This is a genomic window from Moraxella cuniculi (assembly GCF_900637105.1).
Taxonomy (GTDB): Bacteria; Pseudomonadota; Gammaproteobacteria; order Pseudomonadales; family Moraxellaceae; genus Moraxella; species Moraxella cuniculi.
In genome coordinates this window covers 1,373,483-1,393,145 of the sequence record NZ_LR134343.1, presented here as the reverse complement: position 1 = coordinate 1,393,145, position 19,663 = coordinate 1,373,483, and the positions used below count along the sequence as shown (strand labels likewise).

Annotated in this window: 9 protein-coding genes; 1 reads left to right on the top strand and 8 read right to left on the bottom strand. The window is 41.1% G+C overall.

Going from position 1 to position 19,663, the window contains the following annotated elements; all coding sequences use genetic code 11:
• Positions 1-43: 43 nt before the first annotated feature.
• The 4 genes from EL162_RS06335 to EL162_RS06320 all read right to left on the bottom strand — a co-directional run bounded on the left by EL162_RS06335 (position 44) and on the right by EL162_RS06320 (position 8,091).
• The gene (locus EL162_RS06335; RefSeq protein WP_126330894.1) at positions 44-430 is read right to left on the bottom strand and encodes a hypothetical protein; all 387 of its coding nucleotides are present in this window, start codon (positions 428-430) and stop codon (positions 44-46) included.
• A 13-nt stretch (positions 431-443) separates the two neighbouring features.
• Entirely contained in the window at positions 444-7,394 is a 6,951-nt protein-coding gene (locus EL162_RS06330) for a hemagglutinin repeat-containing protein (RefSeq protein WP_126330891.1), read from the bottom strand.
• A gap of 128 nt (positions 7,395-7,522) precedes the next feature.
• Positions 7,523-7,825, bottom strand: a complete 303-nt coding sequence (locus EL162_RS06325) for a hypothetical protein (protein WP_126330889.1) — start codon at positions 7,823-7,825, stop codon at positions 7,523-7,525.
• Positions 7,822-8,091 (bottom strand): CPCC family cysteine-rich protein, encoded by a 270-nt coding sequence (locus EL162_RS06320; protein WP_197718964.1) that lies wholly within the window; start codon positions 8,089-8,091, stop codon positions 7,822-7,824. The genes EL162_RS06325 and EL162_RS06320 overlap by 4 nt, the downstream gene beginning before the upstream one ends.
• Before the next feature lie 874 nt (positions 8,092-8,965).
• On the opposite strand from EL162_RS06320, the gene EL162_RS06315 reads away from it, so the two are divergent.
• On the top strand, positions 8,966-9,811 hold the full coding sequence (locus tag EL162_RS06315; protein ID WP_126330887.1) for a LysR family transcriptional regulator: 846 nt from the start codon (positions 8,966-8,968) through the stop codon (positions 9,809-9,811).
• 151 nt (positions 9,812-9,962) lie between these two features.
• On the opposite strand, the gene EL162_RS06310 is transcribed toward EL162_RS06315, so the two are convergent.
• From EL162_RS06310 to EL162_RS06295, 4 genes are read right to left on the bottom strand one after another with little or no spacing between them, the layout of a single operon-like run.
• Entirely contained in the window at positions 9,963-12,806 is a 2,844-nt protein-coding gene (locus tag EL162_RS06310; protein WP_126330885.1) for an SNF2-related protein, read from the bottom strand.
• Between the two features lie 2 nt (positions 12,807-12,808).
• Entirely contained in the window at positions 12,809-16,186 is a 3,378-nt protein-coding gene (locus EL162_RS06305; protein WP_126330883.1) for a DEAD/DEAH box helicase family protein, read from the bottom strand.
• Entirely contained in the window at positions 16,186-18,141 is a 1,956-nt protein-coding gene (locus EL162_RS06300; RefSeq protein ID WP_126330881.1) for a site-specific DNA-methyltransferase, read from the bottom strand. Before EL162_RS06300 ends, EL162_RS06305 begins: the two co-directional genes overlap by 1 nt.
• The gene (locus tag EL162_RS06295; RefSeq protein ID WP_126330879.1) at positions 18,086-19,492 is read right to left on the bottom strand and encodes a restriction endonuclease subunit M; all 1,407 of its coding nucleotides are present in this window, start codon (positions 19,490-19,492) and stop codon (positions 18,086-18,088) included. Before EL162_RS06295 ends, EL162_RS06300 begins: the two co-directional genes overlap by 56 nt.
• Between the last annotated feature and the right edge of the window lie 171 nt (positions 19,493-19,663).

Genomic DNA, 19,663 nt, shown 5'->3' with positions numbered 1-19,663 from the left:
TTCAAGTAGCCGTCTTTGGTATTAAATGACTGGTAGAATGAAGCTAATTACACAATCCAGTATATTCATTTTTTTTACTGTCCACACACTCGGAGTGGTGAAGGAGTATATAGCCCTTGCCTCTCATGCAAGACCAAACCCTCTCTGAACGCTCCTGCAGTTCCTGACTGGTTTTTTCATAGCGAACATTGAGATCTAATACACCATCATAATAATTTCGTACGCCACATTGCATAAAATCTTGTTTTCTCTGCTCAACATCTGTGCGACCTATAAGTCCTTGTTTTTGCCATTGTTGTGCTGGTTTAACCGATTTAACTTCGCCACAAAAAACATCCTGAGCAACATACCAACAACCCTGTTTGTAATAACAACTTGTTAATAGAAAGGAAGTGGCTATAATAATAAGAGTGTTTAATTTGTATCGCATAAAATCCTCTCTCCTATCTCGCAATCTTTAAAATAATAGACATAAAATCAGGTGTAATCAAGTCAGCCAAGGCAAATGGTGCCGATATTGGAATGGCTAAACCTGTTACAATACCCTGTCCTTTATTATTACCTGGCTTGGTATTGCCATCTTTGTCATAGTAACCTGGTCGCTGACCACCTAGATAATCATGGGTACCAGCAAAACTCTCTGTAGTTAAGTCAACAAAGCCACCAATTTTATAAGGTTTTCCAAACATTGTTCCTGATAGAGCTTGGGAGCCACCTGTTAGACCGTATAGTTTTCCAGCTGCATCTTTGCTCTTATCATTTAGGAATGATTGTAAATTCGGATAAATGTCATTTGGTTTAAAAATATAGTTACCATTTTCATTTATTAGGAATTTTTCTGGATTTGAAGGGTCTTTTTCGCACCTACTCCCATCCTTGCCACAAATAATATCTGTACCCAGGCGAGTACCGCCCAGTTTTACTCCATCAAAATAGCCACTGTCATAACTGACATTATTAATTGCTTGACCTGTACCTAAGTCCTCAAATCCAGGTGACTGGCGAGAATTCTCCAGCGACTCTTCTCGCATCTTTGTCGCCGCCAGTTGTAATGCACCTTGGGTAATAGTCACATCGGGCGTTCCTGAGATGCTACCAACCAAGGTTTCAAGTAGCCGTCTTTGGTATTGAACTTTGTATATTTCTTTATAAAGCTGCGTCTTAAGCGTCTCATCGGTTGTTTGCTTGATTTGCTCTCTAAGATTGGCTTGTTTTTTATCAGCATATTCTGTAATCACGCCAAAGCTATTCTCACGAAAGTCTTGGGTGGCTTTAACCTGAATATTAAGCTCTTTTAAGACTTTATCAGCATCAAAGTTATTGGTTAATGAACCTATTGCCTGCCAATTATTATTGGCAAAATCATCCGTACTATACTCAATCTTGGCATTACTGATGACATCCTGTGCAGATTTACCTGCCACCTGTATCTGATTGGCTGTATCGGTAATGACAACATTTTTAGTATAGATACCGCCTTTTGTAACGGAAACTTGATTGCCACTATCACTGCCCAAACCAATACTGTTAGAAACCATACCCTTGGATTTTGTTGCAACATCCTTAGTGTTGGGTTGGGATTGGTTGGATTTTTTGCTTGCAAAATTTACACCAGCACCCACTCCCAAGCTATCGCCCTCATGATGGCTTTCATTATCAAAATGAGTGATGGTAAGGGTACCTGTACCAAAGCTGTTTTTGCCTTGTTCTTCTGCTTTGGCAGTAGAGGTGATGATGGCACCGTCTAGCTGTGTGTGGTTATTGATATTGATGTTAAAACCATCATTGCCAGCAAAGATGCCTGATTGTTCGGTAACTGATTTGTAGTCGGCGTTGATTTTTGATTGGCTGTAGTTGACATTAAGACTGGCACCATAACCAGCTGCTGCTTGGGCTTGGATATTTTGTTGTTTGGCTACATAAGTCGCTGTGTCTTGTGTACTTGCTAGGTATAAATCATTGGCAGTGATGGTAACGCCACCACCTTTGACCTGACCGCCTTGTACGGTAAGTTTATCGCCAGTGGTAATGGTGGTTTGGCTGTTTGAATCACCAACATGGCTTGTTTTGTATGTTACTTCATCAGCATTGCCATAGCCCTTGCCATAATTACCACCAGCAGTTACACCAAAGGCAAAGCCATCCTTGCCGTAACTGATGGCAACACCTGCGTTGTAACCTTTGGATTGATTTGAGCTACGCTCACTGTGGTATTGCTCATAGGCTTTAATGTCAATATCATTATCAGCAGTTAGCTGTGTGCTTAATCTGCCCAATACATTCGAGCCTGTGATATTGATGTTTGATGTGCTATTTGTGCCATCTTTGTCTGTGGCTTGGATAGTAACCGTACCACCAGCCAACACTTGACTTGCCTCAGCTGTTGTACCTTGTAGGATGGTTTGGGTGGTGTTTTGTTGCTCACCATAGGTGATGGCGGCACTGATTTGAGCCAATTCGTTGGCATTTTTTAAGTTGCCTTTGGCTATCTCACTGATGGCTTTGCCAGTATTTGCCAGAGTCTTGCTTGTCTGATAAGCCTGCCAGCCAGTATTAGCCACTGCCATGGCGTTAATTCTATCATTGCTGCTTTTGCCCACAGTTTGGGCGGTGTTGACGGTGGCTTGTGCTGCATTGACAATAGGTACATTGACGGCAAAGGTTAAACCTTTTTTCTTGTATTTGCTTTGATTGTTGGTATAGTAGGTGTTATCTGCTGTCGTGATATCTACTTGTTTGGCAGTAATGGTAGTGTCGCCTTGCGGTGTTGAGATAATAGAAGCGGTTTGGCTGTAGTTATTGCCAGCATGGCTGGTTGTATTACCTTGTAAGCTGCCAACCGTACTGCCTGCTTGGGTGGTGCGGTTTTGAACCGTGTCTTGGCTTATGGTTTCTTTGCCAATGCTTACGCCAATATTACCAGAACTCATAAGACCTGATGTGTCATGGCTAAACGCAAACTGGCTATTTAGGGTGTTGGTGGCAGAGTCAATGCGTATGTCTTTGCCAGCATTTAGCGATGTGCCATCATCTGACACCACCTGACTGCTTGTAATTTGAATATTGTCATTGGCAGACAGCAGGACTTTTGTACCAGTAATTTGACTGCCTACTGCGGTGGTTTTGTTGTAATTAGACTGTGATTTGGCTGATGAGCTTGATAGAGTTTGTTTGTTCTTGGTGTAGAATCTATCAGAATAAGATTCTGTTTGCGTGGTATGATTAACAGTGATATTTAACTCATTGGCTGAGTGTAGCAACAAACTGCCCTGTGTATCGATTTGGCTGCCGTGCCAAATGGTTTTGCTTTGCTGCTGCTCATTGTCTTGGTTCCATACAGTCTTTTGTGTATGGGTGGTGCTGACAGCACCAATGTTTAGGTTGCGATCTGCTTTTATAATGCTAACGGCTTGGCTTTCATTGCTGATATTGGCATTTGCTAGGGTGATATCACGACCAGCTTGTAATATAAGATTTGCCTGAGTATCTGCTTTGGCATCACCGACACGAATTTGTGCAGGTGATGTGCTATTTAATCCAGCAGTTGCTGTTGGGTAGATATCTTGACCAGCGTGCAGTTTTACAGATTCATCGGCATCAATCTTTGCTTGATTGTGGATATTTTGCTCTGCCAACACTCGGATACGCTTAGCCGCAAGAGAGCCGCCTGACAAATAAACATCCTTTGCTGCCAATATCACATCCTCTTTTGCCAGCATTGTGCCTTTATTTTTGATAATTTCGCCATCAACAATGATATTGCGTGCAGCAATAAGAGCACCATCAGCCTGTAGTGTGAGTTGATTTTTTGGTAGTAGCACCACAGGATAATAGACCCTTTGCCAGCTGCCGTCCTCAAGTGCGATGTCTTTTAGCTGCAACCAAATCATGGGCTTTGTTAATAGCGACATCTGCTCGGCGGTTAATGCCGTGCCAGCTGCAAGATTAAATGCTTGGGCAAATTCAATACCAGCATCCATCAGTGCCTTGAACTGTTCTTCTTGATTTTGATAATCAGACAGATAATTGCGACCAGTAAGCTGTGCAATCTGCTCGGCAACAAGACGCTGCTGATAATAACCATCACCAATTTGTTTGTGCATATAATTGGGGTCTGATTGTAGCGCCTTTAGCATATAATCAGACGATAGCCATTTGCGATAATTGACAAAGGCGGGGTCGGTCTGCACCAGATAATCTGGATGTGCAGGGTTTATGGTATAAAGACTGCTGCTTGGTAGCAATGTGGTGTTGATGGTGGCAATGGCAACATTGGCTGTCTTGGAGGTGATGTCAGCAGTTTGTGCATTACTGTTTGGTTTGTCAATGCTTTGCTGATTTAGCGTAACAGTGGTGGGCATCTCAAAGGTTTTTTCATGAATTTTTTCATTGGTGGTTTTGTTGTACAAATCTGCGCGTGTATAACCACTGCCACCAATACCACCATCATGATACCAGTCTCGGTGGGTGCTTTGTCTGTCTCTTAGTGTATAGCTGACACCTTTGGTACTGATATTGTTAATATTGGTACTTGTGGCCAGAATATCATCCTGTGCCAAGATGGTGCTATCTAGGTTGTCTACATCGCCATCAAAGCGAATACTGCCGCCAGACTTAATCACCGACGGGTCTGTATACTTAACCAAGGTTTTAAAATGGCGTAGCTTGTCATAATTCTCTATCCAAATACGACCCAAGCCAACCGTGCTGCCGTCTTCATTATCTAGATAGATGTGCTTTAAGCCATCGAAGCGAAATTTACTTGGTTCATATTCATCTGGCAATTTGTCTTTTAGGTTCCAGCCCCAATCACCTGGTCCATGCTCGCTGCTGGTGCGATTTGAAAAGCTGATTGTGTGTTTTTCTTCTATATCACCAATTTGATGAATGGCAGTTTCAAGGTGCAGATTGTCATTGGTTGTTTTGGCAGCTGCAATAAACATATCGCCGCCAGATTCAATATTGGTAGATAAGTTCTCCAAAGAAGTCGCTTTGCCCACTGCTTGATGATTATCATCAAGACTGCCGCCAATATGTAGCGTGCCTTCGCTTAACAGTTTGCTATGACTGTCGCTGTTTTGTAGGGTTTTACGCTGTGTTTTATTGATGATTTTATCTGCACCAATATCCAGTCGTGTATAGGCTGCAATGATGGCAGATGCATTATCTGTATCGGTATTACTTAGCGTGTTGGCAGCCAATGCCACATGATCGCCATAAATCTTGCCTGTGCCTATATTCAGTAAAGTTTTTTGAGACTGTAAATAGGTTGTTTTATTGCTGTTTATGGTGCCTTGGTTTATGATGTCTTTGGCAAAGATATCAACAACAAAGCCAGCTTGGATGGTTTTTTGGTTGTCAATACTGCCTTGGGTGTTGATGGTTAAAGTATTGCCTGCTTGCAAATCACGCTGAACTTGCAAATCATCAGTAAGCTGTAATGATAAATCGTTTGCTGCTGACAGCTCGCCTGTGTTGCTTAGTGATTTGGCTTGTATGGATAAATCTTGGGCAAGCAGTGTGCCATCGGCATTGATGACAGTTAGGCTGTTTTGGTTATTGTCATGAATGTTTAATAAGCCATTGGCTAAAATCTCACCTTGGGTGTTGGTTATCTGTTGGCTAACTTGTAAGTCGCTGTCTTTGGCTGAATGCAGCTTGCCCTTGGTGTTATTTAGTTGGTCGGTTGTGATAGACAGCATGTGTGATGCTGTAAGTTTGCCATGGTTATTATTTACTGTATTGGTATAAATATCAGTGGTGCTTGCCTGAATATCAGCGGTATTTGTCAAAGCATCACCTGATGCTTTAAGGTGGCGTACATTGAGCTTGCCAGTATTATCAAGACCTGATATGGCGGTCAAATCAACGCCGCCATTTGCTTGGATTTTGCCAAGATTATCAAGATTGTTGATGGTTTTGATGATACCAGTGGCTAAGTTTTGGTTTTGTGGTGGGCTGCTGGTAATTTGGCTTATGCCTTGATCTGTGGCACTGCTTGGTAGGGCAACTGTTGTCTCTTTGGGAGATATCGGTGCTGATGGTGTATCAGGTGTGGGCATGGTATCAATGGCAACTGTATCAACCTTGCCAATATCACCTAGGTTGGTTAATTTGCCTTGTGCGATAACGGATAGGGCTTGTGTGCCTGTTTGGGTGATTGTACCGTCATTGATGAATTGGTTTGATTGCACATTCAAGCGTTGGGCATTGATTTGTGCTGATGATTGGTTGCTTATTGTATTGACAACCTGTGCTTTAACTTCATCCGTGGTTAAAACTGTGCCTGCATTGTCTAGATTGTCAAAGACAAGAGTGAGCTGCTCTTTTGATGATACTGTGCCACTGTTTATTGCATCTTTGGCAACAAGGGTGGCTTTGCCTTGTGAAGAAATGGTGCCAGTATTAACAAGGTTGCCCCCAATGTCCAATTGCAGCCCACCAAGCCCACTAAAGATTTGACCTTGGTTATTCACCAGTGTGTCAATTTCGCTGCTGATCAGTGTGATTTTACCTGCGTACACACCGCCCAATTCACCAATATCGACAGCGATGGTACGACCTTTGGTGATTTGCTTGCCCTGTGCTGATGTGCTGGTTGTTGTGCCATTGGTATCTATATAACCATTGCTGGTAATTAGCTGTAGTTCATTGGCTACAATTGGTGCATCTAGCTGCACATGACGAGCAATCACTTGGGTAAAATCTACCTGACGATTGTCCAGTCCTGTACCAAGCACCAATACATCACCACCCACCTGATAACCAGATACCTGCCCTTGATTAACTTCACTACCCGCTGCTGCCAGATGGGCATTGCCTGCATTGATAAGCCCAGCGCCATTAACCACTAAGCCTGATGGATTAGCAATGATGACATCTGCCTTTTTACCTGCAATTTCAATAAAACCACCCAAGTAGCTTGGATGGTTTGAATTGATTTGGTTTAAGATGGTAGAAGCTTCACCACGAGCCATAAAGGGGTTGGCTGCCACAAAGCCTGCAATTTGGGTATTTGTTGCTTGGCGGTTGTTATTTAAAATAACACCAGAGTTGCCGACATCAAATTGGCTATAATGGTTATTGGATAAACCGCGAGCATTGGGTGTTGTGATATTGACTGAAGTGATGCCACTGGCTGTGAGTAGAACAATGGGTTGTAGTGATTTATCGGCGGATTTGTCGGCTAAGATGGTTGTTGGGGTGTTGGCGTGGGCTGATTGTAATAAGCATAATAGCACAAAGGATAAAGCGGTTACTTTGCCCATCATGCCTTTTATTGACGGCTTGTTACCAGCACTGACACTGTTACAAGACACACCACGAGCATATTCACAAACCGCCATCCAAGTCTGTGTGGATTTATTAAAGACGATTTTATAAATATGGTTCACGGTTCAAATCTCTGACAGATAAAAACAATAGTGATATGATTGTAACATTTTAGTATAATGAATACCACTCTATTTTCAGCAGTAAGATTATTTAAATTTCTAGCATATTCATTCTTATAAAACCTATGCTATTGAATAACCATGTCCTTTGTCATACCTTGTGGCACGGGAGGATTGCTTAATTTTTGCACCTCTGGATTGGTGACACCTTTACTTTCTTGAGATTTTCTGCCAGCTTTTCTAGCCTTATCCAACACTTTTTCAGCTTCATCTTTGCTTTTAAAAGCCTTGCTAAGAATTTTGCCTCCAGCCATATTGATGCCAGCCATGCTTTCATCAATAAATACAATACTCAAAAAGCTAAAGAATATCGAAAACTTACCATTCAAACACTGCTGGACATTTTTCTTAGCGTAGGCATGTTCAATCACCTTTTATCTTTTTTTAATAAATAATTTTTTCTATACTCTTTAATAGATAATCCATTAGCACCACCAGAGTAATCTGGGTCTATTATTTGAATTTTATCATATTGCCATAAACATATTGGGCATATATCAAATTCTTCATCTTGATGAAATTTTGTTTGATTACAACACGGACATAAAAATTCACCATCGTTAATAAATGTTATCTTATTGAGCATTCCAATATTTCTCCTTATCTTTTGGCTTAAACATTGTCTTAATACTGCCATTTTTATCTTTGATAACAAAAGTATTCGTAGATGGTTGATAAAAAAGAACATCCCCATCAGATCTAGTTTTTGTTAAGGTTCCAGTAGGTGGATTTTCCACAAAATCTCTTGCAAATCTATCATAGTCATTCTGAGATCTTAATTCAAGAAATTCACTTTTGTGTTTATTCCAATGAGGAGCCTATTTTTGCAGAATATCAAATGCCATGGGGCAATTCGAGATTTCCAGTTGAGATATCAAAGTTGCCATCAGGATTTGTTTTCTAACCAAATATAGCCATTGGACTTCCCACCCTACGCCAGCCACTCATATAAATCAGAGGTAGTAGGTGTCGCCATCGCTGAGATGGTTGGCGATTGGCTGATAAATAAGGTCGCCGTTAAACCATTCATCAGGATTGTCCAAGATTCTACCCTTGCCTACTTTTCGCATAATTAACTTATATATAGAAATTAATTTTAAATTCTATAGCAAGTTTTCCTAAAATTCTATAACGATTAATATTTTTGCTAATGTATTTTATAGAAGCTATAAGGTGCAGGTGGTGATATAGGTGTTTATTAAAATGACAAAAAGAAACTGTCTAAATAAATGATGCTATTTCTGATCAAATCTGCAAAAGGTACTGGCTGGCAAATTTTCTTATAGGTAAGAAATTGCAAAGTGTACAAAGTTTAAAAAACTTCCCACAAATAACCAACAGCCAATCAAATCACCGCCACAAAGCAAGTCATTAAAAGTTAATGAAAAATCAATGGGTTGTCTTTTCAATCTTATCATAAGACAGCCCCAGCATTAACCAAATCTCAAAAAACAATAGAATAATCCCATAAAAAATAATAAAATAACTTCCATATATAAAAAGGAAAAACGATGGATTTAAACAATCTCCGCCTATTTGTGGCGATTGTGCAGACAGGTAGCCTTTCTGCCGCCAGTGAGAAATTGGGCGTGCCGATTGCCACCATCAGCCGCCGTTTGGGCGAGCTGGAACAAGCGTTAAACACGCAACTGCTTGACCGTTCCAAAAAAGGGGCAAAGCCGACAATGGCTGGGCAGCAGCTTTATGAGCAGGTTTATTTGAGCATTGACCAGCTCGCCCAAGCGGAAAATCTGTTTCAGTCTGCACGGTTGAGTGGCGTGTTGCGGATTTCAACCTTTTCGGGGTTCAACCCTTTGTGGGACAAAATCGCCCTGTTTCAGGCACGCTACCCTGATGTGCAGGTGCATTGCCAAATCACCGACCGCGTGGTGGATTTGATTGAGGACGGCATTGATATTGCGGTGCGAGCGGGCGAATTGCACACCGACAGCGTCATCGCCAAAAAATTCGGTAATATCGGCAATAAAATCATCGCCCACCCCAATTTATTGGCGAAAGTTGGCACGCCCCAACACCCCAAAGATTTGGCAAATCTGCCGTGTGCGGCGTGGGCAAAAAATGGACAGCGTGAACATCATTGGCAATTTGCCGAACAAGCGGTCAAAATTCAACCGATTTTGGCTTCCAACGACAGCCACGCTCTCGCCCATTTCGCCAAAAAAGGACAAGCCTTTGTGATGCTTTCGGATTATTTTGCCGATCAGCTCATCGCCGAACACGGCTTGGCGGAAGTGCTGACAGATTTCGCCAAACCTGCCTACCCTGTGCATTTGCTGTATTTATCGCAACGCCACCCGTCCAGTTTGGTGCAGGCGTTTTTGGCGGTTTGTGAGTGACAAATTTACAAGCGGTGTGATTTTTTAAAATTTTGTAAATCGTGCCGTTTGTACTGCTTAACGGCAACCAATCCCAATCTTGGCAATTCTTATCTGCTACACCATGCAACAGGCTTACCAAATTTGACCAAAAATCACAAAATTAATCAAGCTAGCAAATCTCCCAACGCACCGCAAACAAATGCTTAACCTTACTTTGTTGTTTTAATTGCTCTTTGATGCTATTAAACAACTCATCTCGCTTTTCATTAATTTCGTCTTCCGCATCAAAAATACTGCTACGCAATTGTCGGCGTTTTTTCTCCAAATTCTGCAATTGTTTTTCAAAATCAGCCAATTGATCTAAATTACTGGCTTGATTTTTTTCACGCTTCACTTGCTTGATTTTATCACTGACTTCATCAATGGCTTCTTGTGCAGCTTTGATTTTATCCTCTGCCCATTTATCCAAACGATCGCTTTCTTGTTTGAGCAAAACGGTTTGCGTTTCGGTATGTTTAGCGGTCATGCCATTAATGGCTTGTGTGGCATTGGCGGACAAATCATCAGGCAAATCAACCAAATTAGGCAAAATTTGTGCCGATACACCCAGCAATTTACGGCAAAAATCTTCATCTAGCCATTCCCCTGTGTCGGTTCGTGCGGTGAATACAAGCTGTTCCTCGGTTTGGTTTTCGCCATAAAAGCCCAATTTATCAATCCACAGCCAACCCGACTGACCCAAATGCTGTGCCAATACCGACAATTTAGTCAGATGCTGGCTGTAATCAAACAGCAAATGAGCAATGGGCGTATTCACTTGCTTACAATAATCCAAGCACCATTCACCCAAAGGGTGATTCAGGCGGTAATCTTGCCCCCGTTGTTGCTCTTTTTTCTGCAATTGATAATGCCCTGTTTTGACGGTTTTCATCGGTGATTGGTGTAGATAAAACGATTTTTGCGTTTCATCAAAATGGGCGTAATCTTGCAAGGCAAATTGACTGACCTGCCAAAAATAACGGCTGGTTTTGTCCAACAATTGCTTACTTTGGGAAAGTTGAAATTTCAAACGCTCGTGGACATCTTCGTCAAAATGATCAAGCAGTGCCGAATTTGCCGTCTGTATAGCTTCTTGGATTTGTGTTTCCATTTCTTTTTGCAAATCATCAAAGGCTTGTTTGATTTCTTCAGGGCTGCGGCAACTATCATAAATATGAGCAATGCGTTTTTCAAAGTCCAAACCATTTTCAATGCGACCCAAAATTTCATCGGATGCACCAAACACGCCGTCAAACAATTTAAATTTCTCGCCAAGCAATTCCAAAACTCGTTGGTCGGCTTCGTTTCTTTGATTTAAAAAGTTAATCACAACCACATCAAATTGTTGTCCATAACGATGACAACGCCCAATCCGCTGTTCCACACGCTGCGGATTCCACGGCAAATCGTAGTTAATCAGCAGCGAACAAAATTGCAAATTCACCCCTTCGGCAGCCGCCTCGGTGGCAATCATGATTTGGGCATGGTGTTTAAAACGGTCAATCAACGCTGTACGCATATCCACTTGTGGTGAACCCGTGATGCGTTCGGCATTGTTTTTATCAGCAAGCCATGTTTGATAAATGTGTTTGGCATCCGCATGATGATTACTGCCTGAAAAACTCACCACTTTATCGGCATAACCATTGTTTATTAGAAAATCATGCAAATAAGCTTGTGTCCGCACACTTTCGGTAAAAATAATCGCTTTTTGGGCTGCACCGTATTCCGCCATTTTGGCAAAACCTGTTTGCAACGCAATTAACAACGCATCAGCTTTGCTGTCATTGCTTAATTGGCGGATTTGCTCAATAAAACCTTCAATTTGGCTGATTTCTTGATTTAAATTGGGTATATGATTTTCAGGCTGCGTGTCTTCATGGTTGCCCTCCTCCCAATCTTCGCTTAATTCATCAGCTAAATCGGTTTCATTTTCACTTAATTGGGCAAGCAAATCATCTTGCACTGTCTGCTGCTTTAGGGCGTACAGGCGTTTTAAGATGATATTTAAAGTATCAGCCACTGCATAAGGGCTAGATGCCAAAAGTTTACGCAAAATCAAGCCAATCAAATGACGCTGTCGCTTTGGCAAAGCCAAACTGTGCTCTTGGGCGATAAAATCCGATACCGCTTGATACAAAGCCTGTTCTTCATCGGTAGGATAGAAATTTTGCGTAATGGCGTGGCGTTTGGTATAGCTGATATATTCCGACACATCTTGACGCAAGGTGCGTTTCACCACACTTTTTAAACGATCTTTTAATTCATCTGTATTACTGTCGCGAATAAACTCACGGCGGAATACTTTTTCATCACCAAATAAATGTTCGTCCAATAAAGTAGATAAGCCATACAATTCCATCAAACTGTTTTGTAATGGCGTAGCCGTTAGCAATAATTTTTTTCGTCCATGAAATGCCGTGCGTAATGTTTGCCCCATTTTGTTGCTGGCACGGTGGGCATTACGCAATTTATGTGCCTCATCAATCACCACGCAATCCCACAGCTCGCCTGCCAAAAAATCCGCCAATTTGCTGGCATATTGATAAGAAATAATGATGACTTGTTTGGCAACATTCTCACGCAAAAAATTCAGCAAATTGCCGTGATAATCTTGTTTTAAAATGGTGTTATCCAAAATAATGCACGGCAAGGCAAATTTTTCAGCCAGCTCGTTTGCCCATTGTTTACGCAATACCGCAGGGCAGACCACAAGCAGACGGCGTTTGCGTTCTGCCCAAAGCTGGCAAAGCACGAGACCTGCCTCCACCGTTTTGCCCAAACCCACTTCATCGGCAAGCAACACACCACGCCCAAGCGGATTTTTGAGTGCAAACAACGCTGCATCAATCTGATGGGGATTTAAATCCACTTTGGCATTGAACAAGCCTTGACTAATCCGCTCAACGCCTTGGTTGGAACGACACAAAATTTCATGGGCAAAATACTTGGCTTGATGTGCGGTAAACGGCATATCTATCCTTCCAATATCATATTAAACATTTTTTTTAAATACACTTGATTGTTATCAATAAACAAAATATGGTTATCGGTCAATTCTTGCGTGGTGATATGACTTGCATTGATTAAATCGGCTTGCTTGGTAATGGATAAAATAAAGGCAGATAAAATCGGCGTGGTAATATTTAACCTACTTGCCAGCTTTTGCAATTCTTGGTGCAGACCAAATTTGGCATGGTCTAAATTCATATTGCGAATGCCTTTTGGGTCAATCAGCGACAGCCATTGTTTGCCTGTTTGATTGTCCACCAGCCACAGCAAAAAGTCAGGATAGAAATTGCCCGCCAAAGCAAAACCCAAACCTTTGGATTTATTGGACGCATTACGCAATAAATACAAATCCTTGCCGTGCGTCCATTCAGTCAATTTGCCACTTTCTTTGGCATGAACCAAATCGCCAATCAAACGCCATTCGCTTTCATCGCCAATGGCAAGTGGTTGAATACTAAACGGCAAATCGGCTCGCTCTAGGCAGGCAAAAATCGGTGCATACAAATGCCCGTCCAAACACAGCATTTGCAAGCCTTTATCGCCGCCATAAACAGGTTTTACGCCATTGCCAAACTCACCAATGCCATCTGCCAAGGCTTCTAATCGTTGTTTGATTTCATTACCTTTATCATTATCAGGCAGGCTAAATTGGTATTTATCCAGCATAGAGCCGTTGTCTTCAGTAACTTCCACTACTTCATAAAACTTCCCTTCGTAGGCAGCTTTTAAGCGGTGATAAAAGGCTTTTATATATTCAAGCAACAAATCAGTCAAAATCTCTTGTTGCAACATAATTTGGGCAAAACTGTCCACCGCCAAAGCCGATTTGGGCATATACAGACGATACCAATCGCTTGTTTCGGCAAATTGACGCAATTTGTCTTTGTCCAAGCGTAAGTTATACCAAGTTTGCTGATGCTTAAACTGGCTGATGGTCAGATAGATTTTGTCCCAATCAAAAAAATCAAACAACGCCGTATTGAGTTTGGCTTCATAACGCTGTTCGTTTTGTGTTGGGGTGATGGCGTTGCCTTTGCTGGCAATACTTTGCACTTTTGGATAACGATCTAAACTGATTTCAATCTTTTTGATTTTATTCTGCCATTTTTTAGGAATTTCAAACAGATAAATTTGTTTTTCTTCCCGTTTAAACGACAGCTTGCGGTTGCCTTTGACTTCTTCTTTGAGTTTTAATGTTTTCAGCTTCACGCTGGGCAAGCGTTTTTGTACAGGAAAATCCAGCGTCAGCATTTCATCGCTGGTGGCAATGTCTTCATCGGCAAGATACCCACGGAACACCTCCATATAATCGGCATTGATACCAAAAATATTGAGCGTTTCTAATTTTTCCAAAAATACGCCTTTGGGACGGATAGTCGGCACAGAGCGTTTGAGCGACCAATCTTTGCCCTTTAACCGCACGCCACGCCCAAAAAGCTGAATAATCTGACTGCCTTCACCCCTGCCCATATTCAATAAGCCCATCGTAGAAACACGCCAGCTTGACCAGCCTTCGGTAAACTTACGCGAACCAATCAAAATATTCACAGGCGATTTTTCGTGATTGATTTCGGCAAACAAACCGCCATCAAATTCACCACTGACCGCATCAAACTCATCGGCAAAATTTTCTTGTGCAGTTTTTAGCAAACCTGACGCATCGCCAATATTAATCACACCAAATTTTGTGCCATGTTCGCCAAGCGACAACGCCAGCTCCCCGTCTGATTTTTTTAAATGCATCAAACGCAAACGGCTTGCGTGCGTTGCTCCAAAAATTTTACGAAGCATATCTAGGTACAAGCCCTGCACATCGTCCACAAATGCAAGCAAAGGCACAAACCGCCCTTTAAAAATATGCTGATTTTTGTCATTTAACAGCTGGGCATTGTCCAACAACAAATCTTTGAGCCATTTTTGCACCGTTTGCGGCTCGTTCACAAAAAAGGCAAGCTGTCGCACCACGGTGAGAATATCGCTGTTATCGTCCGCCACTTTATTACCGACAAACACCATGAGCGGCTTTTCAATATTCCAATCCGCCAATTGTGCTTTATGCTGTTCAAACAAATAAAGCTGCTGATAAAACGACAGCAATCCTGCCACAAAATACACAGGCAAATGCTCGTCAAATCCTTGTTTTTGAATATTTAAAATCAGACTTTCTTTACCGTAACCATCGTTATAAAAATGCTTATAAGAATAATCAAACAGCACCGATTTGGCATAAATTTCCAGCACCGCCGTGGTGCGGACTTTTGCCATTTCCAGCTCATCAAGCGTTAATTTGGCTAAATCATCTTCCGATAAACCTTTCAGTGAGCCTTTGTTAAATAACAATTTGGCTTTGGCTTTTTGTTTTTCTTCCACTTGTTTGGCAATGGTTTTGCCACCTGCCACCGCCTGCCCCAAAGTTGCCGAATATTCAAAGGCAAAACCGCCTTTTACCAAAGCTTCACGGCGTAACAGCCACTGTTCGCCACTTGTGCCACGATGCCCTTCGTCCACCAGCACCAAATTATTGCCCTCAAAGGCTTCTACCGACACGGTTTTATCGCCTGATTTGTCGGCAAGTTTATTGACATCAATAATTTCAATGCCGAGTCCAATGCCCACTTCATCAACACTAAAATTAAAAGCCGTTTGTGCCATAGTGTTTTTATCAAAAAAACTGGCAGAAAATCCCGATAACTCAAGCTCTTCTTTATGCTGACGGCTCAAGCCTTCGTTGGGTGTAAGTACAATTATCTTATCAGGCTTGGCTGACTTGCCTGCTTTAAAATAATGCAAATACTGCAAAATATTGACATGCATCAGCAGCGTTTTGCCCGAACCTGTGGCATTCCAAAAGGCAATTTTGTTCAAATCATTCAAGCGGTAATTTTCAAATGCTTGTGCGTCTTTGCCCATCTCTTCGGCATATTTGACCAATTGCTCATTGAGTTTTGCTTGCAATTGCGATTTTTTGTTAAAATACCAATCCAAATAAATCTCGGTAAACAACAGCGACAAATACTGAAAATATTTCGGACGCAATTCATGTCCGCTTTGTTGATTACGCTTTATGGTAATTTGTCGCCAATACTGCACCAAACGCACATCGTAAGCCGCCAAATCCTGCGGGCAAAGCAAGTTTTCATGGTCAAAAAACAGCACATTGGTCAAGCGATGATAAAAATAACTGTGTCCGTCATTGGCAACAAAATCATGTTCCTGCTCCACGCTTTCTAACACCGCTTTTAATTCAGGCAGCGATGTTTTGTGAAATAAGGACAGCAGCCAACGGTTTAAAATCAAATGCTCATCAAAATGGAATTGACTGTTTCTAGGTGCTTTTGCCATTATTCGTCCCCTGCAAACATCAATGCCAAAAATTCCGCTTCAATGCTACGGATTTTCAGGCTGCCGCTTTGTTCGCCGTCCCACACCGTTTCTAGCGTATGGTCGCCATTGATATAAACTTGAACATAATCGTTATCGTTAAGATTTTTAGAATGTTTAGGATTAAAATTCATTATGCCGAATAATGTTGTTTTGCAACCTCGAAAATTACGACCAAACTCTTCTTCTGAATACAAATTATCATAATTCCATTTTTCACAATCACGCCAAATAATTAATGTTTTGTCATCGCCACTTTGGTTTGGCAAACGGCATTCAACCGCCACAAAACCTTTTTCAATCCGCTTATCATCTATACCAATCACCCTTGCACCAATCAGATAATTAAAGGTTTCCACCAAATCCACTTTTTGCCATTCATACGCCCCTGCACTGGTGGTGCTGATATTTAAGCCATAATCAAACGGCTTGGCAAAATGCGACACATTCAGCAAGCTATCACGGCTTTCAATATTGAGCATATAGTGGAGCAGATAATCGTGTTGTGCTTGCTCTTGCAGCCTGTCAAATAAATTGCTACGGTGAAGTTCAAGGTTATTCAGCGTATCTTCGTAGCTTTCAAGTTTTAGTACTTTAACGATTTGCGGTACGCCGTTCAGGCTGCCTGAAACCTTGTCGGACGGTACAGGTTTGCCATCTTTGTATTCTTTGGAAAAAATCACTTTTTGCACACGCGGTTTGAGTACCGTATCAAAATATTCGCCTTGTTCTACAAGGATATATTGACGGTTGCCGTTATCTTCACGGTTTAGGTTAATCACGGCATGAGCGGTGGTGCCTGAACCTGCGAAGTAGTCTAGGACTAAAGAGTTTTTATCTATTAAATGTTCCAATAAATGCTCTAATAAACCAACAGGTTTAGGTCTTGGAAATAACTCTTTTTCAAAACCTAGATTGACAAAAATTTCCGTACCTCGTTCGCTATTAAATGGTTTCTCGTCCCAAACACTTGTTGGAAGAACTTTTTCATCATTACCTAAATAATCTTTTTCAAAGACAGTCCATTGCTGTTTATTTGGTTGAAATTTAGCAATTAATCGACTGATATTTTCTTTTGCAGTTTTGTATTCCCAGCGCCAACGCCCTTTTATTTCAGATGTTTTCATTGGAATAATTTCAATATACCCTTGTGGGATTAAATCTCCCAATTCAATCGGTAATAAATGTTCATTTTCTTGATTATAAGCAAATGAATAAGCCATTTTAGGTCTATCTGTTGCTAAATCGTTATCGCCAGTTTTTCTTAAATCAATTTCTCTATATTTTCCATTAGTATCTAGCTTGTTATATCTTTTCAATACTTTATTTTGTGGTTGCCAACCATAACTAATAGCTCCATCTGTTGCATATAAAAGAATATTATCATGTGCGGTAGGTAAGTGTTTTTGGTCTGAACGCCCTTTAGGATTATTTACATTTACGATTGCATTAACAAAAGATAATTGAGATAAGCCTTCATCTAATAAAATTTTTCCATCAAATAACTGCCTTTTATCAATATTCATTGCAAAAAATGAACTATACGGATTTAGTATTTTTTTAGAAAAAATGGTAGTCTGTTTAATTAATGAAAGCCAACTGGATTTTTGATACCCATCTTTATAAATAAACCCATCTCCACCCGTGTTATACGGCGGGTCAATATAAATACATTTCACCTGTTCACGATAACGGGCTTGCAATAAATTTAGGGCTTGGAAGTTATCCGAATGAATCAGCGTGCCGTTGATATGGCTATCAAAGTCGCTAAGTGAGCTTGAGAGTGCAGAAATTACAGCGGATTGGAATTCGGCAGAAAAGAGTGATGTATCCACAACAAGATATTGTAAATCATCATAACTATTTGAATCTAAAGGGTTCCACCCCCCCCCCCGCGATGCTTGCTTTTTGAGCATTTAAAAATGCTTGTGCATTCGCAGACGGCACATTAAATAAGGTTTGCCATTGTGTAAGTTGCTTACTGTTATTGGCAATCTGTTCGAATAATCCATCGATAAGCTTTTTGTGTCTTTGCTTGTCCTCTTGTTCTTTTTGTTTATCTTCATTCGTGATATGACTGTCGTTATAACAGGAAAAAATATGATTTAAGGTAATCAAATAATGACAGCCCGCCACAAATTTCTTTTTTAGCCACAGTTTTTTCTGGAAATTTTCCAGTTGTGCCAAAAAATCAATAACCTCCAAAGCAATGCTGCGTAAGGTTTGGATTAGGCGTAGATTGGCTTCAATATGGGCAAATGTTTGGGCAGATTGCACATCGTCCAGATTCATCATTTCATTTTTGATATAAAAATCCAATTCACGGCGTAAAAATCCGCCCAAATCTTTGTGAATAAAATAATCGGCAGTATTTTTTTGTGTATAGTCGGATAAATGTTTTTCTAATAAGGTGCGGTTGGGATTTTTTTCGGTGGGCTTACGCTCGGCTAATGCACTCCATGTGGTTTGCAATAAATCGTGCACCAACAAGGTTTGTAAGTCTTTTTCTAGGATTTTTTCTTGTTTGGCTGATTTTTCAAACGGTTTGTAATCAAACAAAATGGTTAAGGTGTTGCCATCTTCGCTTTGGCTAATGGGTTCAATGTCAATAATTTCAGTTTCGCCATCTTCATTTTCACGCTCAATGGTTTGAGCGGTAGCCAGTGTGAATAACCGTTTGGCATCGTTGTCTTTGCGGTTGTCTTTGGCAATGTCGGCACTGTTTAAACGAAAAAATACCGCACGACCGTCTGCCAATGTAAAACGGTAGTTGCTGAAATTCTCGCCCGATTTGGTGTAGTATTGGTCTTTATTCGCCCAGTGCAGCAACACTTCTTCGCCTGCATACGGCACGGCATAAGTGTCGCCTTTATAACGGCGTTGACTGATAAAATCTCCCTCTTCGTAATAACGGCTGAAAAAAGTTAAAAGATGGCGATAAACTGCCGCTTCGTGTTCGGCACTGCCTTTTTTGGCGTATTCAATTTTGTTTTGCAGTTCTTGATATTTGGTACTGCTTTCAAGCGGAACGCCTGCATCTGTCAATGTTTTTTGCAATGTGGCTAATTCGTTTTTCCAGCCTGAAAGCTGCTCACTTTGGTTTTCACCAAAAGCCTGTCTGACAGTTCGTGGCAAAGTTTCGCTCAAATAGTGTTCAATTTCTTGGCTACGGGTATTTAAAATGCGATAAATGCCAAAATCCAAATCGGCACGGTTGATTTGGAAAATTTCTTTGAGTTTGTGGGTAAGTTCGGTAAGTTGGGACATAAAAAACCTATATTAGCAAACGAAAAAATGGGGGGGGGTGGAGGTTATTGTACTTGTTTTTGTAAATTGTAGCAAATCACAAATCAATGGCCCAGTTGCAACAATCCAATAACCCATTATCATGGCAATTTTGCAAAATTATCATAAATTCTCTACAAAACCCAAAATCAA